This window comes from Pseudomonas sp. P1_F7, assembly GCF_056405655.1.
Genome location: NZ_JBFUBR010000002.1, coordinates 142,996 through 167,854 on the forward strand (window position 1 = coordinate 142,996; position 24,859 = coordinate 167,854).

Here is a 24,859-nt window from a genome sequence, read left to right on the forward strand (position 1 = left end):
TTTCACCACGAACGTCCGGCGCCTTTGGCCGGATCGGGGCGCGATTGTGTCGAGCAACGCCGTGCATTTCAAATTTATGTGACCAAGGTCATTGCCCCTTCATGCAATCACTTGCGCATACACCGATCTGTCGACGTTGCCACCGGATAGAATCACACCCACCTTTCTTCCCGACATGGTTTCACGCTCCGCAATGAGCGCTGCCAGCGCCGCCGCACCGGCCCCTTCAGCCAGGTTGTGGGTATCGGTGTAATACACGCGCATGGCCTCGGCAATCTGCGCATCACTGACCGCTACAATCCGCTCCGCACCTTGCGCGTAGACGGCAAAGGCCTCAGGCACCGGCTTGCGTACGGCCAGACCGTCGGCAAAGGTGGTTGCCGAGGCGGTTTCGCATAGGACTCCGGTGTCAAACGACAACTGTGCGGCCGCCGCTTCCGTGGAAACCACACCCACCACCCGGGTGTTCAGGCCCAGCGCATCGCGGGCGGCGATCACCCCACAAATCCCCGATCCACAGCCAATCGGTACATAAACGGTATCCAGGTCCGGCGCCGCGTTGAACAGCTCCAGCGCATAAGTGGCGACGCCTTTGACCAGCTCGGTGTGAAACGGCGGAACCAGGAACAGGTCATGCACGTGCGCAAGGCGTGCAGCCTCTTCACGGGCATCATCGAAATCGCGCCCATACTCGACCACTTCAGCGCCAAAGCCGCGCATGGCGTTGTTCTTTTCTACCGAGTTACCTTGCGGCACTACGATCAACGCTTGCAAACCCAATGCGCCAGCCGCCAGCGCCAGGCTCTGGCCATGGTTGCCGCGGGTAGCGCTAACAATACCCTTCGAGCCTGGGTGCTCGCGTTTGAGCCAGTGCATGAAGGTGATACCACCGCGCACTTTGAAAGCACCGGTAGGCGTGTGATTTTCGTGCTTGACCCACACCGTGCAACCCAACCGCCGAGCCAGCAAGGGCCAAGGGTACTGGGCGGTGGCAGGCATGACCTGATAAACGTTGCGAGCGGCCTGTTCGATATCGTCGCGAGTCAGTCTGTGCATGAATTGTCCTCCTGAGATTTTGCCCAGTCTGAGCACGGGCGCAGTATTCCGGCTTTCAGAAAACTGACCTGACTTTTGTGCCCCCTCTTCACTACTATGTTGCCCATGAATCATCGAAATCGCCTGCCGCCAACGCTCCCCTCCGAACCGGTCCGCCGTATCGAGGCCGGACCTTGGGCGATCGAATTGCTCCCCGTTTGCGCCTACGCGACCCGATATGTCGCGACCCAGGCCGGGATTGGCTTTGCCTTCGACAGCCAGCGAGGCCTGCACGCTATCGGCAGCGACCGGGTACATCCCTTCGATGCCATGCCCAACGGCCTGGCGTTCATCCCCGCCGGGTGTGACGTGTTGTCCGAATCACCCAAAGGCGGTGAATACCTACGGGTTATGCGCACCGACGGTGTTGCGTTGGTGGGGGATCGTGCCTTCAACAACCGCATCGATCAGCAGGCCACTGCCCTCGCACGGAGAATGCGCGCCGCGCTGTTGCACGCGTCCGTGGAGGACGATTGGGAGGCCTGGGCACTCGCCTTGTCTGAGCGGGCGACGGGTAGCGAAGCCGTGTCGACACCGCCCCATGGCTCGATAACCGGTAACCGGATGCGCTTGCTCGATGAGTTCATTGATGCTGGCCTCGATGGCCCGTTGAGCGTACCGGCGATGGCGGGACTGCTTGGATTGTCCGAGGGATATTTCATGCGGGCATTCAAAAACGCCACAGGCAAAAGCCCGCATGGTTACCTGATCGACCGACGCCTCGCCAAGGCCCGAGCCCTGATGCGCGATTCGACTGCCACGCTGACGCAGATCGCCTACGCCTGCGGTTTCAACTCCCAGGCGCACATGGCGACCACCTTCAAGCAACGCCTTGGAGTGAGTCCGGCGCAGTTGCGTCAAAGTTCAAGGTTCGGTTAGCGCCGGGTTATTTTGATGTTTGCAATGGGCTGATTTCTGCCTGCCTTTGCTGACAGGCAGAAATCGGCCGAGAGTGGCCGGTGGTCGTTGCATTTCGATTGTCGCCGGCGTTTGGCTAAGCTTATTAAATCAGGGCGAACTGAAACTTGGGTGATTGCGGCCATCAACGGATCTGGATTGGCATCAAGACGGTACTCCCAAAGGAGACGACTATGTACGCGGTGATAAGAACCTACCTGGGTACGGGAGCAAAGCAGCTTTTCGAGCTTCTGGAAGAGCGCAAAGTCGACATCGACGCGACCCTGCGGACAGTGCCTGGCCTCGTAAGCTACACACTGCTCAATACGGGTGACGGTGGTACGTCGATCACTGTTTGCGTAGACAAGGCCGGCAGTGATGCGAGCTTGAAAGTCGCGCGTGACTGGATTCAGAAAAACACCTCGAATATCCACGCGAACCCGCCGATCGTAACGGAAGGTCCCGTCATTGTGCAGATCAATTAGCGACCGATCCGCATGCTGGCGAGTGCTATACTTTTTTTCAGATTGCATGAAGTGTGCAACGTTCCCCACGGTAAAGATACCGACTGTAAATCCTGGTTAACAGCTGCCGGACAAAGGAGGTCTACAGCAAACACGAGTTGGGAGGTGTGGCATGAATCGACACTATTACATCAGTGACAATCTCAACGATCTCGAAAACGTTGAAAATGAATTGGAAGCCAGCGGCATCAATTCCGAACAGATTCATGTGCTCAGTGAAAAAGTTGCTGACGTTGAACAACATCACCTCCACGAGGTTAACTCGTTAATGGAGCAAGATGCTGTTCACTCTGGTGAGATTGGTGCATTGATCGGTGTGCCCCTCGCAGCACTGGTCCTGGGTGGCGCCTATTGGATGGGCTGGACCGAATCCGCCGCAGGCTGGATGCCTATTATCTTCCTTGCCATTGTTATTTTGGGCTTCTGCATCTGGGAAGGCGGTTTTTTTGGGTTCCAGGTGCCGAACACTCACTTCCGCAATTTCAAGCAGGCGGTAAAAGAGGGCAAACATATCTTCTTCGTGGATGTTGAACCGGATCAAGAATCGGTATTGGACCAGGTAATCGGACATCATCCAAAGTTGACGATCGCCGGCACGGGAACGGCAGCCCCCCACTGGACAGTGGCCTGGCAGCACAAATGGCATCAGTTCAAGCGAGTGATATCGGGTTAACGCCTGGAGACTCAAGGCCATCCGAAAGCGGCTTATTGGCCAAAGAAAATGACCCGGCTGAGGAAAACATAGTCTGCCTCGGTGGCCATGAGTCCGACGAGCACCAGTAAACACAAAGGTGGCACCAATATGGCATAGACCATGGCCAGCCGCTCCCAGGCCATATGCATGAAGATGGAGACAATCAAACCTGCCTTCAACAACATGAAAGTGATAATCAGGGACCAGCGAAGGTAGCCATGGAAGTGGAAATAGTCGACGAGGTACGACAGCGTGCTGAGGACGAATAACAGCGCCCAGATTTTAAGGTACAAACTGATTGGATGTTGCTGACCCTGAGCATGTGCCATCACCCGTGCTCCTCTACCACAAATAGAAGAAAGCAAAAATAAACACCCACACCAAATCCACGAAGTGCCAATAAAGCCCGGCTATCTCGACGTTCTGATAGTTTCCGGAGCGCTCATAATCTCCCCGCAAAACTTTCAACGCCACAATGCTGAGGTAGATGGCGCCGATTGACACATGCAGTCCGTGAAAACCGGTAATCATGAAAAAGCTGGCACCAAATTGCGCCGCCCCCATGGGGTTCCCCCAGGGACGCACCCCTTCTGCGATGAGCTTGGTCCATTCAAATGCCTGCATGCTGACAAAAGTCACCCCAAGGGCAGCGGTCGCCAGCATCAGGGCCGTGGTTTTCGCGCGGTTACGGCGATAGGCGAAATTGACGGCCATGGCCATGGTGCCGCTGCTGCTGATCAGCACAAAGGTCATGATGGCGATCAGAATAAGCGGGATTTCCCTGCCGCCGATCGTCAATGCGAACACTTCACTGGGGTTCGGCCAGGCGCTGGTGATGGTCATGCGTACCGACATGTAGCCGGTCAGGAAACAGGTGAATATAAACGTATCGCTGAGCAGGAATATCCACATCATCGCCTTGCCCCAGGGCACCTGCTTGAAGGCCTCTTTATCCGAGGCCCAGTCGCTGGCGATGCCCTGCCATCCCGGTGCAGGTGGCGAACCTGGTGGATTGGATGAGCTGGATTCGACTTGAGCTTGCGGGTGCAATGCCATGGCTGTTCACCTCAGGCCGCAGAATCTGGCGATGGCTTCATAGGTTTGCGGCGTGCTGGCCAGCAGCGCGAACAGCACGAACCAAAGACCCAACAAGTAATGCCAATAGATGGCACAGAGCTCTACGCTGGCGCCAAGTTGTGCCAGTGGCACATGACGCAGGAATTTAGCGACGATCCAGCACCAGGCGATCAGCCCGCCCAGCAGGTGGAGCCCATGCAGGCCGGTCAACAGGTAGAAGAAACTGTTGGCCGGATTGCTGGCGACAAAGTAGCCCCAGGCGACAAACTGCTGCCAGACCCAGAGTTGCCCCGCCAGAAAGGCAATTGCAAAGACGCCCCCCAATGCAAAACCAATCACGGTTGCGCCCAGCCGAGCCTTTCGGGCGGCCATACGCGACCACTGCAGTGCGATGCAACTCAATACCAGAAAAGCCGAATTCAACCAGAGCGGCCGGAGATTGCCTAACGGCGCCAAAGGCTCTGTCAGGGGTAGCCAGTCGGCCATTTGAGAACGGGCAATAAAGGCGATCAGGAAGAGGAAGAATAACGAGCTCACCACCCCCAGAAACAAGCGCAGGCCTACTCTTGCGATTTGGCTTCTATTGGCACCCTCGGCGGCCTGAATACCCTCAGGGTCGCGACTCCAACTGCCGCCGGGGTCAGCGCTGTCGGCGTTTTTCAATAGCAGCCTGTTCATGTTTTAACGTCCGCTATTTTGGTTCCGGCGCCGAGCTGTCGAAGCTGCTCCAGTTCCTCGGCGGAAACTGTTTGCGGAACGAAATCCTGTTCTATCCCCGGCACACTGTAGTCATAGGCCCAGCGATGCACGACCGGCAACTTCTCTCCCCAGTTACCGTGTATCGGCGGGGTGTTCGGCGTTTGCCATTCCAGGCTGGCCGCGCCCCAGGGATTACTGCCTGCGGGCTTGCCTTTGAACACACTCCAGGCCAGGTTGAACAAGAACAGCAATTGGGAAACCCCGACGGTCAATGCGACCACCGTAATGAAAGCATTCAACTCTTGCGCGGACTGCGGGATGAACGCGTAGTTTTCATAGGCGTAGTAGCGGCGTGGCATGCCCTGGAAACCCAGGTAGTGCATGGGGAAGAAGATGGCGTAGGTGCCCAGAAAGGTAATCCAGAAGTGCAGCTTGCCCAGGATGTCGTTCGTCATGCGCCCGGTCACTTTCGGAAACCAGTGATAAATGCCGCCGAACACCACCAGTACCGGTGCGACCCCCATGACCATATGAAAGTGGGCCACGACGAAATAAGTGTCCGAGAGCGGTATATCCACGATCACATTGCCGAGAAACAACCCGGTCAGACCGCCGACCAGGAAGGTGACGATAAAGGCCAGGGCAAACAGCATCGGCACGGTCAGATGGATGTCGCCCCGCCACAGGGTCAATACCCAGTTATAGACTTTCAGCGCGGTCGGCACCGCGATGATCAAGGTGGTGACGGCGAAAAAAAAGCCAAAGTACGGGTTCATTCCGCTGACATACATATGGTGCGCCCAGACCACAAAACTGAGTACGCCAATCGCGATAATGGCCCACACCATCATTCGGTAGCCGAAGATATTTTTACGCGCATGCGTGCTGATCAAGTCGGAGACCAGACCAAACGCAGGGAGAGCTACGATGTAGACCTCCGGGTGGCCGAAGAACCAGAACAGGTGCTGGAATAATATCGGGCTGCCACCCTGGTGACCGAGCTGCTGCCCCAGCGAGATCATCGCCGGCATAAAGAAGCTGGTACCCAATAGCTTGTCAAACAGCATCATGACCGCACTGACAAACAACGCCGGGAAGGCCAGCAAGGCCATGATCGAGGCCATGAAGATTCCCCATACCGAGAGCGGCATGCGAAACAATGTCATGCCGTGCGTGCGCGCCTGCAATACCGTGGTGACGTAGTTCAACCCGCCCATGGTGGTTGCGACAATAAAAATCGCCAGTGAGACGAGCATCAGTACGATGCCCCACTCGACCCCCGGTGTCCCCTGAGTAATGGACTGTGGCGGATAGAGCGTCCAGCCCGACCCCGTGGGGCCGCCAGGAACAAAGAAACCGGCGAGCAACACCAGTACCGCCAGCAGGTAGGTCCAGTAACTCAGCATGTTGACATAGGGGAAGACCATGTCGCGGGCGCCCACCATCAGTGGGATCAGATAGTTGCCGAAGCCACCCAGAAACAAGGCCGTCAGCAAGTAAATGACCATGATCATGCCGTGCATGGTCATCGCCTGATAGTAAGTACTGGCATCCATGAACGCCAAACTACCGGGGAAGCCAATCTGCATGCGCATCAAGCCGGACAACACCAAAGCGATAAGACCCACGAACAGAGCCGTCAAGGAATATTGAATGGCTATGACCTTGTGGTCCTGACTCCAGATGTATTTGGTCAGGAAACTTTTGGGCTCGTGCAGTGCTTCTGTCTCGGCTTGCTCCGCATAGGCCATCACGTCATCCTCCTGCCGAAGTTTCAGTGTATTTCAGGCTGCTTTACGGCGACTTCCCTGGCTCCGCCTTGCTCGCATCAGCGTCAGTATTCGCTTTGAGTTTGATAAAAGCGATCAGTGCATCCAGCTCCTTGTCACTTGGAGCAAAGGCCGGCATGACGGCTGCATAGCCCTTGACGATTTTGGCGTTGGGATGAAGAACCGATTCTTTGATATAGCCCTCATCGACCTTTACGCTCGTACCGTCGGCAAGGGTTTCCGTCTTGCCATACAGGCCCTGCCAGCCGGGGCCGACGCCCTTGTTGCCATCAACACTGTGGCAGGCTAGACAACCGAGCGATCCGGCGAGCCGCTGTCCCTGCGCCGCCAGGTCGTCACCCGGCCCCGACGCTTCACCAGTAGAAGGTTCATCGCCTTGCCGCGCAGCACCCAGTGATTTGATCAGGGCGATGACAGCACCCAGTTCATCGTCATTGAGAGTATAGGCCACCATAACCGGCGGGTAGCCCTGTACCAGGCGGGCCTTCGGATCGAGAATCGACTCTTTCAGGTAGGCCTCATCGACCAACACACGGGTGCCATCGGCAAGCTGTTCAGTGCGGCCATACAGCCCCTTCCATCCCGGGCCGAGACTGGCACCACCATCCTGGCTATGGCAGGCCTTGCAACCAAGCTGTTCGACCAACAGGCGGCCTTTTTCCAGCACGCTGTCTCGACTGGGCCTGGCCGCTGTCGCTAATGTCTGCGCAAAAGTCGGTTGGCCTTTTAGCCATTGATCGAAGACGTCCTGCTCTTCCACGATCATATGGCCGCGCATGTTGTAATGACCTACACCACAATATTCAGCGCAAAGGGTTTCATACTTTCCGGTTTTAGTCGGCGTAAACCAAAAGTACGACACCATCCCTGGCACCATATCCATCTTGCTGCGAATTTGCGGTACATAGAAATCGTGCAGAACGTCTTTAGCGCGCAGTAAAACTTTCACCGGCCGATCGAGTGGAAGGTGAACTTCATTATTGATGACAAGCACATCGTCCTGCCCTACCGGATCCTTGGGATCAAGGCCGAGGGGATTGGTGGAATCAATAAACTTGATATCCGATCTGCCCAGCTTTGCGTCTTGACCGGGAAAACGAAAGGCCCACTGCCACTGCTGGGCGACCACTTCAAGTTCGTAAGCACTTTTCGGCACCCTGACGAAATCGTTGTAAACAACCAGACCTGGCGCCAACATCCCGGCAATCCCTACCGAGGTAACGATGATCAACCATAATTCCAGTTTTTTATTTTCTGGCTGGTAGGCCGCCCGGGCACCCTCCTTGTGACGATAGCGCATCACCGCTACTGCCATAAAAACCGTGATGGCAATGAAAAAAATTCCGCTAATGATCAGGGTGATGAACAGGGTGGTGTCTATGGACCCCCAGTTGGAAGCTGCCGGTGCCGCCTGCCAAGGCGCTAGTATGTGGAATAGCACTGATGCAATAACGATTAGTATCAAGGTAATTGCTATTGCCATTTCCTCTTCATCCTATTCCTGTTGTTCATTGGTTATGCAAAAGCATCGCCACTGACGTCCAAGCAGGGCAGACAAATACCACCCGTCCGGGCGGTAAAGTCAGTAAGGAGTATAGAGCCATCGGCTTGTACCGTGAGGCTGGCAAAGGAAGTCCGGTTGCCAGCTATACTGAATTTCTGATGACGGACGGCAGAGATCGACCGGAAGCGGTCCCCAAGGACGAACCCTGCCCTTGTTCAGTCGTCAAACGTAAGTGATGACCTTGAGCAGGGACGAAAGCTACAGAGTCCAGCAATCCACATGGGAGGTTTCGTCATGAGTGCCCTGACGATTGAAGGCTGGTGCAAAACCGGCAGCGCCCAAAAGTCCACCCCGATGGGGGAAGTCCATTTCTACGTCGACGGACCTCTGCATCTCCGTCTGGAAGAGGCCGAAGAGCGCCTGCAGAAGACCCACGAGCGAGAGGCCATGGTCGATGTCGATATGGACTCGATGGATTTGATCATGCCCGAGGGATACGCCCCCTTGTCCGACTGTCAAATGCGTGTCTATTTGCACGACGAACGCGGTCAGTTCCATCTGGTCGGGCACCGTGCGAGCGATGGCAGCTTGGTCTATACCAACGCGGTGTTGATCGATCAGCTTATTGAGTAACGGCCAGGTGATTCTCGGCACCGGACTTTCTCATGCTGATTGTCTGCGCCAGGTGCCGGGGGAAGTGCCGAACTGGCGTTTGAATGCGCGACTGAACGCAGCTTCGGATTCGTAGCCGACTGCAAAACCGATTTGCGCCACATTGCCGCGACCTTCGCGCAAGTGTTGAGCCGCCACGTGCATACGCCAGAGCGTCAGGTATTGCATCGGTGGCTGACCGACCAATGCGGTAAATCGCTCCGCGAATACCGAGCGCGACATGCCCACTTCAAGCGCCAGTGCTTCTGCGGTCCAGCCTTCGGTTGGACGAGCATGGAGCAGCGCCAGCGCGCGCCCGATATGCGGATCCCGCAACCCCGCCAGCCATCCGCGCCGCTCGGCGGGGAGGCTGGCGACATACTGGCCGACGGCTTCGACGAAGAGCAACTCCGATAGCTTGGCGATGACCGTTGCCGAGCCGACGCGTCCCGCCGCGATTTCACTGACTGCAAAACGGAACGAGCTTTCGATCCAGGTGCCCGAAGCCGTCGCGCGCAGGTCCAGTTTCAACAGGGAGGGCAGCGACGAAAGCAACGGACTGAAGGGTGTTTCAGAGCCAAGGAAACCGCACAACAACTGCGTGGCCTCCCCGCCCCCGCCGTACTTGATCCGCGAAATTCCGCCGACTTCTGGCGGCTGAATAACTTCGCGCGCCGGCATGGGCGCAATGCTCAGGTCGCTGCCAAACGAATGAGCGTCGTTGCGAGGAAGCAGAACAAGTTCGCCTGCCCCCACGTCCATGGCGACACCACCGTCGATGCGTATTTGCATGTGCCCCGCGGCGACAAAATGCGACGCAATGATATGTCGGGGTGCCGCCAGGAACGGTTTGCAATCATCCGCCGAGATTCTGCCGTTGATGCACCAGGGCGCAGTGAGTTCCGCCTCGAGGAAGACCCCTCCAGACAGCCGGATCACACGCAAGACATCAGAAAGCGCATCCAGCAATTGCCAGCCCTCCTTTCCGGAGTCCGGAGCAGGTAATCAGGCGCACCGGTCATTCATTGACTGAACAGCGAGGCCTAGATTAGCACCAACGCGGACTCAGAGATCGAGACTGTTCCCAGAGGCTTCACCACGGGTCTATGGCTCCGACGTCAACCGAAATTGCCCCATTCCAACTCAACCAGGGCAGCAGGAGTTCCATATGAACAGCGTCGTTACCCTACCCGGCTCAGAGTCGGGCAACACCGCCCGTTATGCGCAAATTGTCAGATCATCGAAAAAAATCGAATGGCAGATCGATCGCGATTTGCTGCAGGACCGGAGTTTCGACTTCTCGCGCAAGTTCTTGCCCGATGGACTCTCGCAGATCGACCACCTGCCCTTTCTCGCCGCGGCCGAGGCTCGCCTGCTCAGTCAGATTCAGGGCCGAACCTATGCGTATATCTTTGGCCTGGTCGAGCGTTTTATCAGTGCCAAAATGCTCGATCAAGGCCGGGCCCATGTATTTGACAATCAACTCGCACTCGAAGCGCTGGTGCGCTTTTCCAACGACGAGATCAAACACCAGGAACTGTTCCGGCGCATGGAGACGATGATGGGTTCGCAATTACCAGCGGGATATCGTCAAGTGGCCGATCCAAACGATGTGGCGCGCGCGGTACTGGCGGCCAGCACCTGGTCGGTGCTGGCGCTGACCTGTCATATCGAGCTGTTTGTTCAGGCGCACTACATACAGAGCATCGCCCCGCGCGAGGAGTTGTGCCCGTTATTCAAGGATGTTTTCAAATTTCACTGGAAGGATGAAAGCCGGCACGTTGTACTCGATGAACTGGAGTGGCAGGACGAGCACGCGAAACTCTCGCCGGCCGAGCGCGACCAAGCCGTGAATGACCTGATTACTCTGGTGGCGGCCGTCGACGCCATCCTGCAGGCACAATCGGCAGCCGATGCCGACTACTTCATTGGTAATGTCTCACGATCGTTGAGTGTCGATGAGTCAGCGCAAATCAAGGCCTGCGTGCTGAGCGCCTACCGCTGGCAATACATTATCTCGGGCGTGCGGCATCCACACTTCGGCCGGCTGCTGACGCAGATGACAACGCCAACACAGATGTCCCGGATTCAGATCGCACTGGCACCCATCATGAGCAATTGACCGACAGCGCGCGACCGACTGCTGCTGCTTGGGTTTGCGACCTGGACTTTGCTGCTGTTGATGGCAACCGTCGGAGTTTATCGCTGGGTCGGAATTCTATTCTCGAGTGTACCGATTGCCTCCTTCCGAAGCGATCAGCTCGAGGGTGAGGATTGGTATCGGCGCGGGACAAGGGCACATGCCAACTGTGTGGAAAGTCTGCCTGTCTTTGGCGTTATCGTGTTCGTGGTTTCAGTACTCGATATCAACGGCCCTGCAGTGAACTACTTGTCCACACTCGTCCTGATCGCTCGCGTGTGCCAGTCGCTGGTTCACGTATCCCATGAGCAAACCAATACGTTTGTGGCGGTTCGATTTACCTTCTTTTGCGTTCAGTTGGTGTGTTTTCTCGCGCTCATCGTCATAGCCGCTTGTTACGGAGTATGAATGCGGCAGAGGTCCACTCGGAGCCGAGACTGGATCGAAACAACAACACCAGGAACGACTGGTGAGTCGTAACTCAGGCTGCAACCATTAATTCCATCGGTTATGTGTGTGAGGAGCATTCGTTCTATTGGGCTCGGTACAGGTAGCTAATCTACTGAGGTTGAGAGGGGGCAACCTTCAGAAAGGCGAAAGCATATGGACGCAAATCTGATCGAAACCGACTACCTGATCATCGGTGCTGGCGCGACGGCCATGGCTTTCGTCGATACGCTACTCAAGGAAACGAATGCATGCGTCATGATGGTGGATCGACACGACCGACCTGGCGGGCACTGGAACGATGCCTACCCGTTCGTCCGATTGCACCAGCCCTCGGCCTTCTATGGCGTCAACTCACGGGAACTGGGCAGCGGAACGAAAGACAAGGCGGAACTGAACGAGGGCTTGTATGAGCTAGCCTCCGGCGCCGAGGTGGTGAGCTACTTCGACCAGGTGATGAATCAGCAGTTTCTGCCGTCAGGTCGAGTCCGTTACTTCCCCATGTGCAACTACACCGGCGACCGCATTGACGACCACCGGTTTACCTCGCTGGTCAGCGGCGCAAACCATCAGGTCCAGGTGCACAAAAAGGTGGTAGACGCCACCCATGCCCAGACGGCAGTTCCCTCGACCCACCCGCCCAGGTACAGGGTGGAACCCGGCGTGCAATGCGTGCCACTGAACGACCTGCCGAAGATCCGGCACCCACACTCTAGCTACGTAGTGGTGGGATCGGGCAAGACCGGGATCGACGCTTGCCTGTGGTGTCTGCAAAACGGTATTGCGCCCGAAAAAATCTGCTGGATCATGCCGAACGACCCGTGGTTGATCGACCGGGCCAACCTGCAACCTGGCCCCGACAGCTTCGAACGAACAATCGGCGGCCTCACGGCACAATTTGAGGCCATCACAGCCGCAGACTCGATCCCGGACCTGTTCTCCAGGCTTGAGGCCGCGGGCCAGCTCCTGCGCATAGACAAGTCAGTGGAACCCACTGCTTACCGCTGCGCCACCGTCACACAGGCAGAATTACGTGAGCTTCGACGCATCGACAATATTGTGCGCCTGGGGCGGGTGCGAGTGATCGAGCCAACGCGCATCGTGCTCGAGCAGGGCAACATCGCCACGAGCCCGGGTGCCCTGCACATTGACTGCAGCGCCAGTGCCATCCCGTCACTGCCTGAAATGAAGGTGTTCGACGGCGGCAAGATTAACCTGTTGATGGTAAGCAGCTGCCAACCCTTGTTCAGTGCGGCCTTGATCGCTTACGTGGAAAGCCACCTGGCCGATCAAGCGCAAATGAACGCGCTTTGCACGATGGTCCCCCCGCCTCACGTCCCCACGGACTGGATCAAAATGTGGGCGGTCTACCTGGGTAACCAACTACGCTGGGGAGAGCATGAAGGCCTGGCCCGCTGGATAAAGCAGTCGCGCTTATTCTTTCTGACTGCGGTGGTCAGGGGCTTGCAAGAAACCGACACCGAGAAAATGGCACAGCTGTATCGGCTCTCTGTCAGCAGGCAGCAGGCTCTGGTGAATCTGCCGCGGTTGCTGGGGTCCATCGCTTGAATTGCAGGAAGCGCACATGAACGAGCCACACCTCGAAATGCTCGACATCAATGGCATCCGCATGCAGGTAGCAACGCAAGGTTGCGGCCCGTTGGTCTTGCTATGCCACGGCTTCCCGGAGCTGTGGTACTCGTGGCGCAACCAGCTTGCGGCGCTGGCGGCCGCCGGCTATAGAGCGGTAGCGCCCGACATGCGTGGCTATGGTGGCACCGATGCGCCGGCCGAACCCGACGCCTATACCACGCTCCACCTGGTAGGCGACATGGTTGAGTTGGTCAACGCACTCGGCGAACAACAAGCCGTGATCGTCGGTCATGACTGGGGCGCGCTGGTGGCATGGAGTGCAGCAATGATGCGACCCGATCTGTTCCGCGCAGTGGTCGGCATGAGCGTTCCCTTCTCGCCACCGGGTCGCGTGGAGCTCCTGAGCGCGCTAGCCTCGCTGGGTATCAGCGACTTCTATATCCAGTACTTCCAGACGCCGGGTGTGGCCGAGGCCGAGCTGGAAAGAGATGTCGAGTCGTCGATCCGGCGCATCTACTTCAGTGGCTCAGGTGACGGGCCCGATGGGCCGGTGTTCGGCCGGCTGCAGCCGGGCCAGGGCTTCCTGGGGGGGATGATCGAGCCCGAAACCCTGCCAGCCTGGCTAAGCCTCGAGGATATTGCCTACTACACCCGCGAATTCACCCGCAGCGGATTTCGCGGCGGCTTGAACTGGTACCGCAACATGACGCGCTCATGGGCACTGCTGGCACCCTGGCGCGGTTGCATTATCCGGCAGCCGTCGATGTTCATTGCCGGGAGCCGCGACGGCGTGCTGAAGTTTCCGAGCTCCCCACGGCAGATCGAAGCCTTCGCGCAGACACTGCCGGGCCTGCGCGGGTGTCATATCCTCGAAGATGCCGGCCACTGGATACAGCGAGAACGCGCGACGGAGGTCAATGAGCTGCTACTGGGCTTCCTGAAAGAACTCTGATCAGGAGGTTCAATGTTTACCCATAGTGGGAGGGCCGGTATGGCACCCCTGAGAGGCACGCCCGTTAAAGGACGAAACCTGACTGCGGAACTCGTCGCTCGGGTTGAGCGTTTTGAGCCCGATCCAGGACCTGAACCGGGCACGACCGAACACACCGAAGCAGAGTTTGATGCGATGGTGGAGGCACTTTTGTTTGAATACAAACCGCAGGAGCTTTGGATCTTTGCTTATGGCTCACTGATCTGGAATCCGGAGTTCGATTTTTTGGAGAGCCGCAGCGCCACCGCCTTCGGCTGGCATCGATCGTTCTGCCTCAAACTGACTCGCTGGCGCGGCACGCGCGAGCTGCCAGCCCTGATGCTGGCCCTCGACCGGGGCGGAAGCTGCAACGGGTTGGCATACCGGCTTCCAACGCAAGACCATTTCAAGCAATTGGGACTGTTGATGGTCCGGGAAATAGACGCAAACCCACCGACCAATGTTCCGCGCTGGATTTCGGTTAAAACCGAGTCCGGGATAGTGCGTGCCTTAGCCTTTGTCGCAGCACGCGACGGAATGGCCTATGCCGGAAAGTTGCCCATGGAAAAGGTTGCCCATGTATTGGCTCGCGCAGCCGGGCACTGGGGCTCGGCGGCCCAATACCTGTTCCGGACCGTGACAATGCTGGAGGAGCATGGCATTCGGGACCGTAATATGTGGCGGATACAAAGCCTTGTGGCACAGGAAATCGAAGACTCCCTGCTTGCTGCGAAATAGCCAGGCCGGGCGAGCGGATCCCGCGATGCTCGCCTGACCAGCCTCCTGATACAACGAATCAAGTCACGGATATTTACCTATAGAGCAGATCCTTATACGATGAAGTCCGCTTCTACTACCCTCCATCAGGTCTGAGTAAGCTATGGTTGTTATGCATAACAAAGCGATTTAACAAAATGTGCTCTATAGCCGCGCAAATTTTCCGAGGAAAAACAAGCAAAAGCTGTATACAAGCTCAATTACTTATACAATTAAATACAATACCATCGAGCACCTGAATGATGAACAACCCTGGTTTTCTACCCGAAAGCTCTAAAGCCTTCAGCATAGTTATAGTAAATTACAAAACACCAGAAATCACCAAGATATGCTTAGACTTATTGCACCAGCATGTGGGCAGCAACAGCGTCCCAGTATGGGTAGTTGACAACTATTCCGCCGATGAAAGTACTGAGTATTTACGTACTCTTGACTGGATCAATTTAATCGAACGTTCTGTTTCTGAACCAGAAGCGGGCCACATCGCGCATGGCAAAGCACTTGACCTGGTTTTGGAGCGAATTGAAACTGATTATTTATTCTTGATGCACACTGACACATTTGTTTTCGATAAAAATGTTTTCCCAATGATGCTGAATAAATGCTTAAAAAACCCAAAAGTCGTGGCCGTCGGTTGTGTTGAGCAATTAAACCGCGGTACTACGAGAACCCTTTGGCGCTTTAGCTCGCGACTATTCAAACACCATTTCAGGCGCCTGAAAATCTCCATGGGGTTGCGCTCCAGAGAACCAAAACCGTACAAAGAAGTTTATTTGAAAAGTTTCTGCACATTGTGGAACTGCAAACTTATCAAACAGCACAACATGCACTTTTCGATGGATGATCGCGTGCCAGGCTATACTCTCCAGGACCGCATGACCGAGCTTGGCTACGTCGTTGAAATGTTATCACCGCGTAAAATCTTCAGCTATCTGGATCACATTCAGGCCGGCACTGTCGCAGCGGCTGGCGGCTATGATAAGACTCATAGACGAACCAAAATGTACAACAACATCCTTAAGCGTCTGAACAAGGACGACAGAAAAAGTTGAGCCGGGATTTGACGTAACGAGCAGTGCATTAAACTCTGTTTGAAGTCACCCATAAGTTTTTATATTAAGTTATTGGAGCGGTAATGGCACCCATCACTCAAGCACTACCTATCACCCTATCCCCGGAGCTTGATTTCGACCAGAATGCCGCCAGCGCCTTCGGTGACTCGTTGACCAGTCGCTATGTTCAGGCTACGCCATTTCCACACATAGTCATCGACAACTTCTTGCACGAAGACCTGATTGCGAGCATCTGCTCGCACTTCCCAGCCGAGCCAACCAACAACGAAATGCTCTACGAGCGAGGCTATAAAGGTCAACGAAAACGTCAAATCAGCCCCAATGAATGCGCCCCATTTTTGAAGACCATTTTCAACGTCTTCAACTCGGCCCCCATGTTGCAGTTTCTTGAAAAGCTCACAGGCATCGAAGGTTTGATACCCGACCCCTACTTTGTCGGTGGCGGCCTGCATGAAACCAAAAGCGGTGGTTTCCTGGGGGTGCACTCGGACTTCAGGCTCAACAAAAAGCTTAATGTTGAGCGTCGACTGAATATCATCATTTATCTGACTGAAGACTGGCGAGAGGAATACGGCGGCAACCTCGAACTTTGGGATGTCGACATGAAAACCTGCCTTAAAAAAGTCCTGCCCATTTACAATCGTTGTGTCATTTTCAACACAGACAAAGACAGCAATCATGGGCACCCAGAGCCTTTAACGACTCCAGAGCACATCACCCGTAAGTCTATAGCGCTTTACTACTACACCGCAGGAACCATGGTGATCGATCCCGCACAAAGAAACAAAACCCACTACAAACCAAGACCCAAAGATCGTTTAAGCCTAAAGTACTACATGAATAAACTATTGAAGAAGAAAAACTAAACTGTATCGCCAGACGATCGAGTTCGTGCTTTTTTGAGCGTTAGCTTGCAAATCAGGATATGCCCCCAGGCTCAGTTACAGTGCCGATCAAATGGCCCATGGGGGCGCGGGGATAAACTTTGACTCGATCCATTGTTTGAAAGCGACAACCACGGCACCAGGAAATTTGGCCGATGGCCTGACCAGATAAACTCCACCTGCGGTATCCAGTTGCCAGTCAGGAAGGACATGCAACAACCTCCCGGCAGCAATATCACGACTCATCAACCAGTCACCGGCGCCCAGTATTCCCGCACCCGCGCGGGCCGCTGCCAGTAATGATTCACTGTCATTGGCAGTCAGGTTTCCTTTCGGAGAAACCGTCTGCAGCTCATTGCCGCGATGGAGTCTCCACTGAGGAAAAGACGCAAGGCCACTGAAGCGAAGGCAATTGTGCTTGATCAGATCCTGTGGAGTTTCGGGCATGCCATGCTTTTTGATGTAAGCAGGCGAGGCACACAGTATCCGGCGATGGTCACTTAGTTTTTTGGCTATCAACCGGCTGTCTTCCAGTTCTCCGATTCGGATCGCGGCGTCAAAACCTTCATCAATGATGTCGACCAGACGCTCGCTATAGTCTGCAAGGATCGAGACATGGGGATAAGCCTTGAGAAACTCCGGCAACATCGGGCCGAGCCAAAGTCTTCCCATGGCTGCTGGCAATGCAAGTCGCAAAGTACCCCGAATTTCGCTGGCACCTTCGGCCGCTTGCTGCTGCGCTTCATTCATCAACTCGATGGCTGAGCGAAGACGCTGCTCCAGCTTGGCACCGACTTCAGTAATTCGCACCTGCCGGGTTGAGCGCTCCACGAGCCGAACGCCAAGGCGCTTTTCCATTGCCGCGAGCCGCTTTGAGACGACTGTTGGGTGTCGCTGCAACAGCCGGCCGGCACCGACAAATGAACCTTGTGAGGCCACGGCCAGAAACGCAGCGATTTCGTCACTGTGCTGATTATTCAAAACATCAAGATTCATGGTTTTAGAATGATCGCCCCTGATGAGCGCCCCGACTCCAGATCGGCATGCGCCAATGCTGCGTCAGCCAGCGAGTAGCTAGCCCAGATCCGGGGTTTGATAATACCCGCGCCTATAGCTGCCAAAACATCCTGCGCTCGTTCCTGGTATTCCGTGACACTCGTCGTATGGGCTGCCAACGAAGGACGTGTCAGGAACAGCGAGCCTTTGGAATTGAGTGTCGACAGTTCCACGGCTGACGGCGCACCTGATGAAGCACCGAACGATACCATCACACCACGTGGTCGCAAGCTATCCAGGGAGGCCTGGAAAGAAACACGCCCTATCGGGTCATAGACGACGTCGACCTTTTTCCCGTTGGTGATACGTGCGACATTCGATGCCAGGCTGTCAGCATCAAACACCAGCACTTCATCGCATCCCAACGCTTGAGCTTTTTCGACACTGGCCTGCTTTGAAACCACGCCGATCACGGTGGCACCCAGGTGTCTGGCCCACGGCACCATAATTTCCCCCAGCCCTCCCGCCACACCGTAGAGCAGAATGGTAGTGCCCTGCCCTACGGGATAGGTGGCCTTCAAAAGGTACTGCGCAGTGATACCCTTGAACATGACGGCTGCTGCATCATCGAATGACAGTGAATCCGGAATTTTGACCAGCCGCTCCGCCGGATAAAGCCGGGCCGATGCATACGAGCCAATTGGGCCGGTGGCATAGGCGACGCGATCCCCAACTTGCACATTGCTGACACCGGCACCCACAACGGCGACACGCCCGGCGCCTTCCAGCCCAAGCCCGGATGGCAACGCAATGGGCACTGCTCCCTTACGTTGGCTGACGTCGAGGAAGTTGACACCAATAGCCTTATGCTTGAGCCAGACCTCGCCTTGCCCTGGCGTTTGTTCGCTCATTAGCTCCAGATTCATTACTTCAGGATTGCCGGACTGGTTAAACCGGATCGCAGATACCATGGTCATTTCCCCTTCAGTCAGAAGCTGCCTTCACATAGGTGCCTCTAGTGTGAGAACTGATCCTGTAATGAACAAGACGGGTTGACTGCAGATCATTAGTGCACAGATTGCAGCAATAACATCTCTGATACTACGCGTTATTGCCTAGAGCGATGCGGGTCCTGGCAATTTTGGAGACGCCAAAGGTTATAGCCGCTAGTCCTCAAAACGCCCCGTGGCATCTCGATCGCGTTCGTAGCGTCGTGTGAACGGAAACGGCGGCAACCAGGCCTCGCGACGCACGATCCAGCTCTCGTAAGTTGGCGTCAGTTGGTCAGGGGCATCGAGTGATCCGAGGTTCACTTCGATTTCGTCTGCACTGCGCGAGAACACGGACGAACCGCAGTGCGGACAGAAATGCCGCCCGGCGTAGTCACGTGTTTCGCCTTCGATCGTCACGGTGTCCTGATGAAATATCGCGGACGCGTGAAACAGCGCCCCATGATGCTTGCGGCAGTCGAGACAGTGACAAACGCCAACCCGGAACGGGCGCCCCGACGCGACAAAGCGCACGTTGCCGCACAAACAACCGCCGGTGAATCGGTCCATGCGGTGTCTCCTCTAATCCATCCGAAACGACGCTTCAGCGCGGAAACAGGAACGTCACCGCAGCGCGAAAGCCCCACCCTTGCGGGCCGTCGTCCGGGCTGTCGAGCCAGTAGCGCGGGCCGGCTTGCACCGTCAGCGGTTGGCCGCCGATCTTCAACAGTTGGGTGACCGTCAGGTTGACCGGTACCGACCATTCGCGTGATTGCCAATTGTAGGTCGACTCGGTGTTCACCCCGTAAGTCGTCAGGCTATGGGTGGTGTACGAGAGGAACGGTTGCAGGAAGGTCTGGTTGACCTTTTCCTTGTCGTCCGGCGGGCTGCCGTCCAGGCCCCAGATATGGTTGGCCAGAATGCCTCGGGTCCAGCCATTCGACTGTTTCAACGCCACCGCCGTCGGGCCGAGGCCCCATTGCTCGCTGCCGAGCAACTCGTCACTGCCGGTCGGTATCAGCAACGCCGGGCCGGCACCGAGTATCCAGCCACTGTCCGTGGGCTTGGTCGGTGAGAAGAAAAAACTCTGGGTGATATCGCCGGTGCCGGATTTGTCCGCCGCGCCATTGGGGGCCAGGCCGTGCTGGTCGATGACCGGCAGAATGGTGCGAGAGATGAGGTTCCAGTCTTGGTTCAAGACAAACGGCAGCACAGGCTGGATATTGGTGACGCTGTGCATGCCCTCGCCGGTCGGCCCCATCTTCTGGTCCCAGTTGTACTGCACCGGCAGGCTGTACATCGCCGCGACCGGGTTAAGGGCTTTCTTCGCCAACTCTGCCGAATCTTCGGCCTGAGCCAGCGGGATGAAGCCCAATGCAACGACGAGTGTCGACGCGGTACCCATCCATCGTTCTTTCACATCCATCCTCACTCACCTGTAGACGCCAAAACCGAGTTGCAAAGAGTTAGCGTAGGCAACTGTGATCGATGTGCAATCTTTCCTGGCCGTGTGTTTAACAGTTTTTAAGAGTTATTGATTCGGATTATCCCGCCGCTACCGGCAGCATTCGGCCCGCATTGACCGGCGTGCAAGCACCTGCTTTGCGTAACCGACTGGCGAGTACCAGTGCCCGAATACGAGGCGCCCAGACCAATGCCTGGAGCCAGGTCGGAACCCGAATGACAACTTTCATTACTTGAGAAGCAAATACATGGGCATGTCGAATAAATGGATTGTGGGTATTGCTTTGAGCTGTGTATTTCAGGTCGGCTGTGTCTCGAAAGTGGCGCAGCAAGAGCAATACTCGGGCTTCCTGGGCAATTACCAGGGTCTGGAGGAGCAAACTACGCCGAGTGAGCAGAAAGTATTGCGCTGGGTATCGCCAGGGTTCGATCCTCGCGCGTATTCCACTGTGGTGTTCAGGCAGATGGAACTGTATCCATCGCCGCAGCCGACCGCGCGCGTCAGCCTGAAGACCCTGCAAGACCTGCAATTGATGGCCAGCAACAGCGTCAAGACCGCCTTTGCCCGCCGCTATACGATCGTCCCTTATCCACAGTTGGCGCCGACCGATTCGCGGTCGCTGATCCTGCAAGCGGCGATCACTCACGTCAGCGCCAACAACGAAGGCATGCACTGGTATGAGGCCGTTCCAATCGGGGCAATTGTCGGGGCAACACAAGCAGCCACCGGACATCGGGATCAGACCGCCGAGATGTACATCGAAGCCAATCTGATCGACGCCAAAACCGGTATGCCGGTCGCGAAGATCGTTCGCAAGGTATTCGGCGAGACCGTCAAGAATGCCGAACAGCCGATTGTTGCCAATGACTTCAAGGTTGCACTCAAAGGCATGACAGACGATATGCAGGCCCTCCTCCTCAAGCGTTGACGCTCAAGCAAACCCCATCGCAAGCAGACCTGCATGGGGTTTCAATGTGATACCTTGCCGTGTTTTCCCTCTGACAAACCGTTAACCGTACCGACGCCTGACGTGAGACTCAATGATGAAAATACTGGCCCATACCTTAGCGCTCGTTACGATGCTGCTGAGCACCAGCGCCCTGGCTGCGACCGTGATTCCCCTCAAAGGTCAGACCTCCCAGACCATCCAGCAGGACACCAGTGCCTGCCAGTCCCAGGCCAACGCGCAACATCCGGTACAAAGCACCGTGCCATCCGGTGGTCGGATGAAGGGCGCCGCAACCGCCGCGGTAGCCGGTGCGACCGCGGCAGAAATTCGCGGTCGCCAACATGAAAACATCTATGAACAGATCGACGACGATACCAAGCAAGACTATCGCCAGAACCGCGCACACAGTGCCGCGGCTGCCGGCGCCGTCGTGGGGGGCTCCAGGCAACGTCAGGCGCGCCGGCAGAATATGAATGAGAGCGAACAAAGCATCACCGCCAACAACTCCGTCTACAGCAGCTGCTTGCAACAACGTGGCTACAATGTCTTGCCTTGATCGACGGCGATATTGGCGTGAAGTATCTGTGTCCCTGTCGTTTTGCTCGCGTCCTGGCTTCTGGCTACCTGCAAAAGCTTGAAAAAAAGCCCCGGGCCCTTCATGAAAGGACCCGGGGCAAAGCCGTTGAACGAGAGGTGAGGATCGTTCAAGCCCCGACGAGCAAACCATGAACGTGATTTGTGTCTACGCTCCTCGAGGTCCATTTAAAGCTGTAACGGCCCTGGTTCAAAGCTAATAAGAATCAAAAATAATCCTCAATTAACCTGACGCACCAAAGCACAATAATTGATTTGTATCGAGATAGTTCAGTTGCAATTGAAGCGTGACGGAACAGCGAAGTTGGTTCTTTCAGGCGTGGCTACACGCAAATCCATCCGCCCGAGCTTGCAGTTTTCGGATAGCGCAGATAATCCATTCCAAGCATTATTCATGGTGTCCAAATCAAAACCCATGGGTCATCCAGCAATGCTTTTCCTTTGTTTGATTCAACTGATACCTCTGACAGGCAGGGCTGTTTACCGCACTGCACGCCTCTGAAACGAGCCATTCCAGCATTGTAAATGCGACACACAGTGCGCCTTCCGCTTGGCCCTCATCTTCGTTCACCTCCCAGACCAGAATGTACCGAGCCAAATCCGGCCCCTATACTCAGGCCAGTACCGCCTGATCGGAAGATTTCTATGAGCCACACCTTCAAGTTGAAAAATGGCGCTGTGGCAGTATTCGACCCAGACAGCGCCGTGCTTTCCATTACGACACCCCATGGAGATGTACAAAATTCCACGCTAGGTAGAGCGGAGTCGCGTTTATTGGACCTTCTGCTCAAGGAGCCAGGCGTCACTAAAAGCCGCGACGAAATCATCGACTACACCTGGAATGACCGCGTGGTTGCCTCCGGCAGTTTGAATCAAACCGTTTTCTCACTGCGCAATATTCTCAATGACGGTCGAGATCACGAGATTTTGATGACTGTTCCTCGACGAGGATATTGCTTCAACCGGCACTGTGCCATCGATACGCAACTAGATGCAGCAGCACCCTCAGAGCAACCAGCGCAACCACCCGCTCCCGTCATTGAACAACAACCGCCATCTGGTCGTGATGAGCTGCTTGCACCCTCGGGTAAATCCAATAAATCCAGCCGCATTACGAAGGCTCAACTGATCGCTTATGTCATTACGCTGGCAGTCGTTGCCTTTACCATTTTTCAGTTCGATTTCGATGCGCCAAAAATTGAAGTTTCCAGCGTCGACAAGAATGGACTGGTCATCCACGCCGTAGGCAATGATCCTGCCGAGGCACAAGCGTTGATGGATCTGTCGGCTAAACAATCCGACCAGTTACCGCAAAACCTGAAGGGTCAAGTCTGGATCAACCTGTATAAATCCAACTATTCCGTTTCGTGCATTCGCCCGGATCTAAGCACTGCAAATTTACAATTAAATAGCAGCGAAAGAGACCTCGCCTTGATGATTCGTCAATGTTTGGAAGTCACCTTATGAAGTTTAAATTTCCGCAAGTCGCTCACTGGCCGGTTATAGCCTTGATCAATGCACTGTGCATTTTCTCCTTTTTTTATTCTCCTTCGCACTACATGGAAAACACCAGTTATCAAACAAAAGCCCGGCAATGGCTGGAAGATCTTAATCAACTCAACACCGAAGAGTACCTCACTATCGGGCATGGTCGACTCACTGGGACCACGCTGGAAAGCCTGAATGGAAAAATCCGCAATGCGACTATATCGGCGAATATAATCGGAGAAAGCAAAACACACGTCCAGATCAAAGTCAGCAACGTCAAACTCAGCCAGGACAATGAACTTTTTGCCATTGAAAAGACCCCTGACCTGTTCTTCAGACGTCAATACGTCTTGCAAGAAGGCGCCATTCTAAACTACGAATTGATTCCGACGCAGGATAAAAACGCCGTGTGTTTTTACGTACATGAACTTGGCCGCTTGCGCTGTATGAACCATTAATCGGCCTCCCGAACTGGCGGGGCACCAGCCTGGCACAGGTTCATATCAAAGAATCTTTCAAACAAAAATAACACTTATTGATTTGAATCAAACGTCTCTCCTGCCAAAAATCCCTAGCCGATAATCTTTGGAATCGAGCCTGCTTGATTCTCGTCCGGGACAATGCCCTATACAGGAGAGTCAAGTGAAAGCCATGCATTTCCTGCGAACCAATAAATCGACGACTTTCGGATTCCTGGCGGTCTTGTTTCTGTCTGCCATTCCACTTTATTCATTAGCGCACGACGAGCACTCCGTCGAAAGCACGACAATTGAATATTATGAAGTTGAAACAAGCCCGGATGACCGCCAGAAGCTATCGCATCTGAAAATCCATAGTGAGAATGAGTATCATACAGATGAGCAGGACAGTGATTTTGCTCTCCCTACCCCTCCACAAAGTGATACCGGCACGAGTTACGCCAACTCGCGCATATTTTTTTGAGGAACGTGGTGTTTGCCGAGGCAAGCGGTGAATGGCCGCTTATGGCGACCTGGCAAATATGAGTTATTGACTTGGGCAGGCGCAATCGGGGTGAGATTATTTTCAGACCAACCCGTGCCAGAGACGCAGCTAAAACTACGTTCTGCCTGAATAACCTGTTAATAAGGAAATCACCTCGATGCTACTGAAAAACTTCGTCACCGTGTCGTTTGGTTTATTGCTTTCTCTCAAGGCCATGGCCGACGACAAGGGCGTCTACAGTGCCAAATTGACGAGTATCGAAACCGACAAGAAGGCCAAAAGCGCCGTGAAAACCAACTATCAGGTAAAAACCGGTTATCGTATTGACGACTTTTACTCCTTTACAGCTGCAGCCATTGACCCGATGAAACCCCAATCGCAGATCTTTAGTTCGAAAATTGACCCGCGCAACGTTCAACACATGGACGACTCACCCTTGGACAGCAAATACGCATTTTCGGCGGAGCTGGAACTGATCCGCGGGCTCTGACTACCCCTCATCACGCTTCCCGCCACGGATGTACATTCATCTGGCATGTGACTGCCATCGCTGCACGGACAGTCAATACTTGATCCTAATCATTTAACAGCTGAGCTTTC

Annotated in this window: 28 protein-coding genes; 17 read left to right on the forward strand and 11 right to left on the reverse strand. The window is 55.2% G+C overall.

Features of this window, described 5'->3' with window-relative positions; genetic code table 11:
• Positions 1–99: 99 nt before the first annotated feature.
• Positions 100–1,056, reverse strand: coding sequence for a threonine dehydratase (locus tag AC1D1M_RS02345; protein WP_477774341.1), 957 nt, complete (start codon positions 1,054–1,056; stop codon positions 100–102).
• Positions 1,057–1,152: 96 nt separating this feature from the next.
• On the opposite strand from AC1D1M_RS02345, the gene AC1D1M_RS02350 reads away from it, so the two are divergent.
• The 3 genes from AC1D1M_RS02350 (at position 1,153) to AC1D1M_RS02360 (ending at position 3,189) form a co-directional block, all read left to right on the forward strand.
• Positions 1,153–1,974, forward strand: coding sequence for a helix-turn-helix transcriptional regulator (locus AC1D1M_RS02350; protein ID WP_477774342.1), 822 nt, complete (start codon positions 1,153–1,155; stop codon positions 1,972–1,974).
• A 212-nt stretch (positions 1,975–2,186) separates the two neighbouring features.
• Positions 2,187–2,477 carry a hypothetical protein gene (locus AC1D1M_RS02355; protein WP_477774343.1) on the forward strand — a complete coding sequence of 97 codons (291 nt, stop codon included), beginning with the start codon at positions 2,187–2,189 and terminating at the stop codon, positions 2,475–2,477.
• A 151-nt stretch (positions 2,478–2,628) separates the two neighbouring features.
• Positions 2,629–3,189: a magnesium transporter gene (locus AC1D1M_RS02360; RefSeq protein WP_477774344.1), complete on the forward strand. Its 561-nt coding sequence runs from the start codon at positions 2,629–2,631 to the stop codon at positions 3,187–3,189.
• 32 nt (positions 3,190–3,221) lie between these two features.
• On the opposite strand, the gene AC1D1M_RS02365 is transcribed toward AC1D1M_RS02360, so the two are convergent.
• Genes AC1D1M_RS02365 through AC1D1M_RS02385 form a run of 5 tightly spaced genes read right to left on the reverse strand, consistent with a single transcriptional unit; the run spans position 3,222 to position 8,259 of the window.
• A complete protein-coding gene (locus AC1D1M_RS02365; protein WP_477774345.1) occupies positions 3,222–3,539 on the reverse strand; it encodes a cytochrome C oxidase subunit IV family protein in 318 nt (105 codons plus the stop codon).
• A gap of 13 nt (positions 3,540–3,552) precedes the next feature.
• Entirely contained in the window at positions 3,553–4,266 is a 714-nt protein-coding gene (locus tag AC1D1M_RS02370; protein ID WP_477774346.1) for a heme-copper oxidase subunit III family protein, read from the reverse strand.
• A gap of 6 nt (positions 4,267–4,272) precedes the next feature.
• The gene (locus AC1D1M_RS02375) at positions 4,273–4,965 is read right to left on the reverse strand and encodes a cytochrome c oxidase subunit 3 (protein WP_477774347.1); all 693 of its coding nucleotides are present in this window, start codon (positions 4,963–4,965) and stop codon (positions 4,273–4,275) included.
• The gene (gene ctaD, locus AC1D1M_RS02380) at positions 4,962–6,737 is read right to left on the reverse strand and encodes a cytochrome c oxidase subunit I (protein WP_477774348.1); all 1,776 of its coding nucleotides are present in this window, start codon (positions 6,735–6,737) and stop codon (positions 4,962–4,964) included. Before ctaD ends, AC1D1M_RS02375 begins: the two co-directional genes overlap by 4 nt.
• Before the next feature lie 43 nt (positions 6,738–6,780).
• Entirely contained in the window at positions 6,781–8,259 is a 1,479-nt protein-coding gene (locus tag AC1D1M_RS02385) for a c-type cytochrome (RefSeq protein ID WP_477774349.1), read from the reverse strand.
• 315 nt (positions 8,260–8,574) lie between these two features.
• On the opposite strand from AC1D1M_RS02385, the gene AC1D1M_RS02390 reads away from it, so the two are divergent.
• Complete coding sequence (locus AC1D1M_RS02390; protein ID WP_477774350.1) at positions 8,575–8,913, forward strand: hypothetical protein; 339 nt, start codon at positions 8,575–8,577, stop codon at positions 8,911–8,913.
• 30 nt (positions 8,914–8,943) lie between these two features.
• Here the strand turns inward: AC1D1M_RS02390 and AC1D1M_RS02395 are convergent, their stop codons facing one another.
• Positions 8,944–9,900, reverse strand: a complete 957-nt coding sequence (locus tag AC1D1M_RS02395) for an AraC family transcriptional regulator (RefSeq protein WP_477774351.1) — start codon at positions 9,898–9,900, stop codon at positions 8,944–8,946.
• 199 nt (positions 9,901–10,099) lie between these two features.
• Between AC1D1M_RS02395 and AC1D1M_RS02400 the strand changes: the two genes are divergently transcribed.
• The 7 genes from AC1D1M_RS02400 to AC1D1M_RS02430 all read left to right on the forward strand — a co-directional run bounded on the left by AC1D1M_RS02400 (position 10,100) and on the right by AC1D1M_RS02430 (position 16,797).
• On the forward strand, positions 10,100–11,053 hold the full coding sequence (locus tag AC1D1M_RS02400) for a diiron oxygenase (protein ID WP_477774352.1): 954 nt from the start codon (positions 10,100–10,102) through the stop codon (positions 11,051–11,053).
• An 18-nt stretch (positions 11,054–11,071) separates the two neighbouring features.
• Positions 11,072–11,479 carry an MAPEG family protein gene (locus AC1D1M_RS02405; RefSeq protein WP_477774640.1) on the forward strand — a complete coding sequence of 136 codons (408 nt, stop codon included), beginning with the start codon at positions 11,072–11,074 and terminating at the stop codon, positions 11,477–11,479.
• A 195-nt stretch (positions 11,480–11,674) separates the two neighbouring features.
• Positions 11,675–13,087 carry an NAD(P)/FAD-dependent oxidoreductase gene (locus AC1D1M_RS02410; protein WP_477774353.1) on the forward strand — a complete coding sequence of 471 codons (1,413 nt, stop codon included), beginning with the start codon at positions 11,675–11,677 and terminating at the stop codon, positions 13,085–13,087.
• A gap of 16 nt (positions 13,088–13,103) precedes the next feature.
• The gene (locus AC1D1M_RS02415) at positions 13,104–14,063 is read left to right on the forward strand and encodes an alpha/beta fold hydrolase (protein WP_477774354.1); all 960 of its coding nucleotides are present in this window, start codon (positions 13,104–13,106) and stop codon (positions 14,061–14,063) included.
• A 39-nt stretch (positions 14,064–14,102) separates the two neighbouring features.
• Complete coding sequence (locus AC1D1M_RS02420; protein ID WP_477774355.1) at positions 14,103–14,819, forward strand: gamma-glutamylcyclotransferase; 717 nt, start codon at positions 14,103–14,105, stop codon at positions 14,817–14,819.
• A 281-nt stretch (positions 14,820–15,100) separates the two neighbouring features.
• Positions 15,101–15,910, forward strand: a complete 810-nt coding sequence (locus AC1D1M_RS02425; RefSeq protein ID WP_477774641.1) for a glycosyltransferase — start codon at positions 15,101–15,103, stop codon at positions 15,908–15,910.
• A gap of 83 nt (positions 15,911–15,993) precedes the next feature.
• Positions 15,994–16,797 (forward strand): 2OG-Fe(II) oxygenase, encoded by an 804-nt coding sequence (locus tag AC1D1M_RS02430; protein WP_477774356.1) that lies wholly within the window; start codon positions 15,994–15,996, stop codon positions 16,795–16,797.
• Between the two features lie 87 nt (positions 16,798–16,884).
• Here the strand turns inward: AC1D1M_RS02430 and AC1D1M_RS02435 are convergent, their stop codons facing one another.
• The 4 genes from AC1D1M_RS02435 to AC1D1M_RS02450 all read right to left on the reverse strand — a co-directional run bounded on the left by AC1D1M_RS02435 (position 16,885) and on the right by AC1D1M_RS02450 (position 20,205).
• Positions 16,885–17,811, reverse strand: a complete 927-nt coding sequence (locus tag AC1D1M_RS02435; protein WP_477774357.1) for a LysR family transcriptional regulator — start codon at positions 17,809–17,811, stop codon at positions 16,885–16,887.
• Positions 17,808–18,782 carry a quinone oxidoreductase family protein gene (locus tag AC1D1M_RS02440; protein WP_477774642.1) on the reverse strand — a complete coding sequence of 325 codons (975 nt, stop codon included), beginning with the start codon at positions 18,780–18,782 and terminating at the stop codon, positions 17,808–17,810. The genes AC1D1M_RS02435 and AC1D1M_RS02440 overlap by 4 nt, the downstream gene beginning before the upstream one ends.
• Before the next feature lie 195 nt (positions 18,783–18,977).
• Positions 18,978–19,370, reverse strand: a complete 393-nt coding sequence (locus AC1D1M_RS02445; protein ID WP_477774358.1) for a GFA family protein — start codon at positions 19,368–19,370, stop codon at positions 18,978–18,980.
• 34 nt (positions 19,371–19,404) lie between these two features.
• Positions 19,405–20,205, reverse strand: a complete 801-nt coding sequence (locus AC1D1M_RS02450) for a transporter (RefSeq protein ID WP_477774643.1) — start codon at positions 20,203–20,205, stop codon at positions 19,405–19,407.
• Between the two features lie 307 nt (positions 20,206–20,512).
• On the opposite strand from AC1D1M_RS02450, the gene AC1D1M_RS02455 reads away from it, so the two are divergent.
• The 6 genes from AC1D1M_RS02455 (at position 20,513) to AC1D1M_RS02480 (ending at position 24,749) form a co-directional block, all read left to right on the forward strand.
• A complete protein-coding gene (locus AC1D1M_RS02455; protein WP_477774359.1) occupies positions 20,513–21,193 on the forward strand; it encodes a DUF3313 domain-containing protein in 681 nt (226 codons plus the stop codon).
• A 115-nt stretch (positions 21,194–21,308) separates the two neighbouring features.
• Entirely contained in the window at positions 21,309–21,770 is a 462-nt protein-coding gene (locus tag AC1D1M_RS02460) for a hypothetical protein (RefSeq protein ID WP_477774644.1), read from the forward strand.
• A 683-nt stretch (positions 21,771–22,453) separates the two neighbouring features.
• Positions 22,454–23,275: a winged helix-turn-helix domain-containing protein gene (locus AC1D1M_RS02465; RefSeq protein ID WP_477774360.1), complete on the forward strand. Its 822-nt coding sequence runs from the start codon at positions 22,454–22,456 to the stop codon at positions 23,273–23,275.
• The gene (locus tag AC1D1M_RS02470; RefSeq protein WP_477774361.1) at positions 23,272–23,754 is read left to right on the forward strand and encodes a hypothetical protein; all 483 of its coding nucleotides are present in this window, start codon (positions 23,272–23,274) and stop codon (positions 23,752–23,754) included. Before AC1D1M_RS02465 ends, AC1D1M_RS02470 begins: the two co-directional genes overlap by 4 nt.
• A 193-nt stretch (positions 23,755–23,947) precedes the next feature.
• The gene (locus tag AC1D1M_RS02475; RefSeq protein WP_477774645.1) at positions 23,948–24,238 is read left to right on the forward strand and encodes a hypothetical protein; all 291 of its coding nucleotides are present in this window, start codon (positions 23,948–23,950) and stop codon (positions 24,236–24,238) included.
• A 178-nt stretch (positions 24,239–24,416) separates the two neighbouring features.
• Positions 24,417–24,749, forward strand: coding sequence for a hypothetical protein (locus tag AC1D1M_RS02480; RefSeq protein ID WP_477774362.1), 333 nt, complete (start codon positions 24,417–24,419; stop codon positions 24,747–24,749).
• The last annotated feature ends 110 nt before the right edge of the window (positions 24,750–24,859 follow it).

Excerpts from the sequence above, each read along its gene's own strand:
- AC1D1M_RS02345 (WP_477774341.1), bottom strand. The coding sequence starts at position 1,056 with ATGCACAGACTGACTCGCGACGATATCGAACAGGCCGCTCGCAACGTT.
- AC1D1M_RS02350 (WP_477774342.1), top strand. The coding sequence starts at position 1,153 with ATGTTGCCCATGAATCATCGAAATCGCCTGCCGCCAACGCTCCCCTCC.
- AC1D1M_RS02355 (WP_477774343.1), top strand. The coding sequence starts at position 2,187 with ATGTACGCGGTGATAAGAACCTACCTGGGTACGGGAGCAAAGCAGCTT.
- AC1D1M_RS02360 (WP_477774344.1), top strand. The coding sequence starts at position 2,629 with ATGAATCGACACTATTACATCAGTGACAATCTCAACGATCTCGAAAAC.
- AC1D1M_RS02365 (WP_477774345.1), bottom strand. The coding sequence starts at position 3,539 with ATGGCACATGCTCAGGGTCAGCAACATCCAATCAGTTTGTACCTTAAA.
- AC1D1M_RS02370 (WP_477774346.1), bottom strand. The coding sequence starts at position 4,266 with ATGGCATTGCACCCGCAAGCTCAAGTCGAATCCAGCTCATCCAATCCA.
- AC1D1M_RS02375 (WP_477774347.1), bottom strand. The coding sequence starts at position 4,965 with ATGAACAGGCTGCTATTGAAAAACGCCGACAGCGCTGACCCCGGCGGC.
- ctaD (WP_477774348.1), bottom strand. The coding sequence starts at position 6,737 with ATGGCCTATGCGGAGCAAGCCGAGACAGAAGCACTGCACGAGCCCAAA.
- AC1D1M_RS02385 (WP_477774349.1), bottom strand. The coding sequence starts at position 8,259 with ATGGCAATAGCAATTACCTTGATACTAATCGTTATTGCATCAGTGCTA.
- AC1D1M_RS02390 (WP_477774350.1), top strand. The coding sequence starts at position 8,575 with ATGAGTGCCCTGACGATTGAAGGCTGGTGCAAAACCGGCAGCGCCCAA.
- AC1D1M_RS02400 (WP_477774352.1), top strand. The coding sequence starts at position 10,100 with ATGAACAGCGTCGTTACCCTACCCGGCTCAGAGTCGGGCAACACCGCC.
- AC1D1M_RS02410 (WP_477774353.1), top strand. The coding sequence starts at position 11,675 with ATGGACGCAAATCTGATCGAAACCGACTACCTGATCATCGGTGCTGGC.
- AC1D1M_RS02415 (WP_477774354.1), top strand. The coding sequence starts at position 13,104 with ATGAACGAGCCACACCTCGAAATGCTCGACATCAATGGCATCCGCATG.
- AC1D1M_RS02420 (WP_477774355.1), top strand. The coding sequence starts at position 14,103 with ATGGCACCCCTGAGAGGCACGCCCGTTAAAGGACGAAACCTGACTGCG.
- AC1D1M_RS02425 (WP_477774641.1), top strand. The coding sequence starts at position 15,101 with ATGAACAACCCTGGTTTTCTACCCGAAAGCTCTAAAGCCTTCAGCATA.
- AC1D1M_RS02430 (WP_477774356.1), top strand. The coding sequence starts at position 15,994 with ATGGCACCCATCACTCAAGCACTACCTATCACCCTATCCCCGGAGCTT.
- AC1D1M_RS02435 (WP_477774357.1), bottom strand. The coding sequence starts at position 17,811 with ATGAATCTTGATGTTTTGAATAATCAGCACAGTGACGAAATCGCTGCG.
- AC1D1M_RS02440 (WP_477774642.1), bottom strand. The coding sequence starts at position 18,782 with ATGGTATCTGCGATCCGGTTTAACCAGTCCGGCAATCCTGAAGTAATG.
- AC1D1M_RS02445 (WP_477774358.1), bottom strand. The coding sequence starts at position 19,370 with ATGGACCGATTCACCGGCGGTTGTTTGTGCGGCAACGTGCGCTTTGTC.
- AC1D1M_RS02450 (WP_477774643.1), bottom strand. The coding sequence starts at position 20,205 with ATGGGTACCGCGTCGACACTCGTCGTTGCATTGGGCTTCATCCCGCTG.
- AC1D1M_RS02455 (WP_477774359.1), top strand. The coding sequence starts at position 20,513 with ATGGGCATGTCGAATAAATGGATTGTGGGTATTGCTTTGAGCTGTGTA.
- AC1D1M_RS02460 (WP_477774644.1), top strand. The coding sequence starts at position 21,309 with ATGAAAATACTGGCCCATACCTTAGCGCTCGTTACGATGCTGCTGAGC.
- AC1D1M_RS02465 (WP_477774360.1), top strand. The coding sequence starts at position 22,454 with ATGAGCCACACCTTCAAGTTGAAAAATGGCGCTGTGGCAGTATTCGAC.
- AC1D1M_RS02470 (WP_477774361.1), top strand. The coding sequence starts at position 23,272 with ATGAAGTTTAAATTTCCGCAAGTCGCTCACTGGCCGGTTATAGCCTTG.
- AC1D1M_RS02475 (WP_477774645.1), top strand. The coding sequence starts at position 23,948 with ATGCATTTCCTGCGAACCAATAAATCGACGACTTTCGGATTCCTGGCG.
- AC1D1M_RS02480 (WP_477774362.1), top strand. The coding sequence starts at position 24,417 with ATGCTACTGAAAAACTTCGTCACCGTGTCGTTTGGTTTATTGCTTTCT.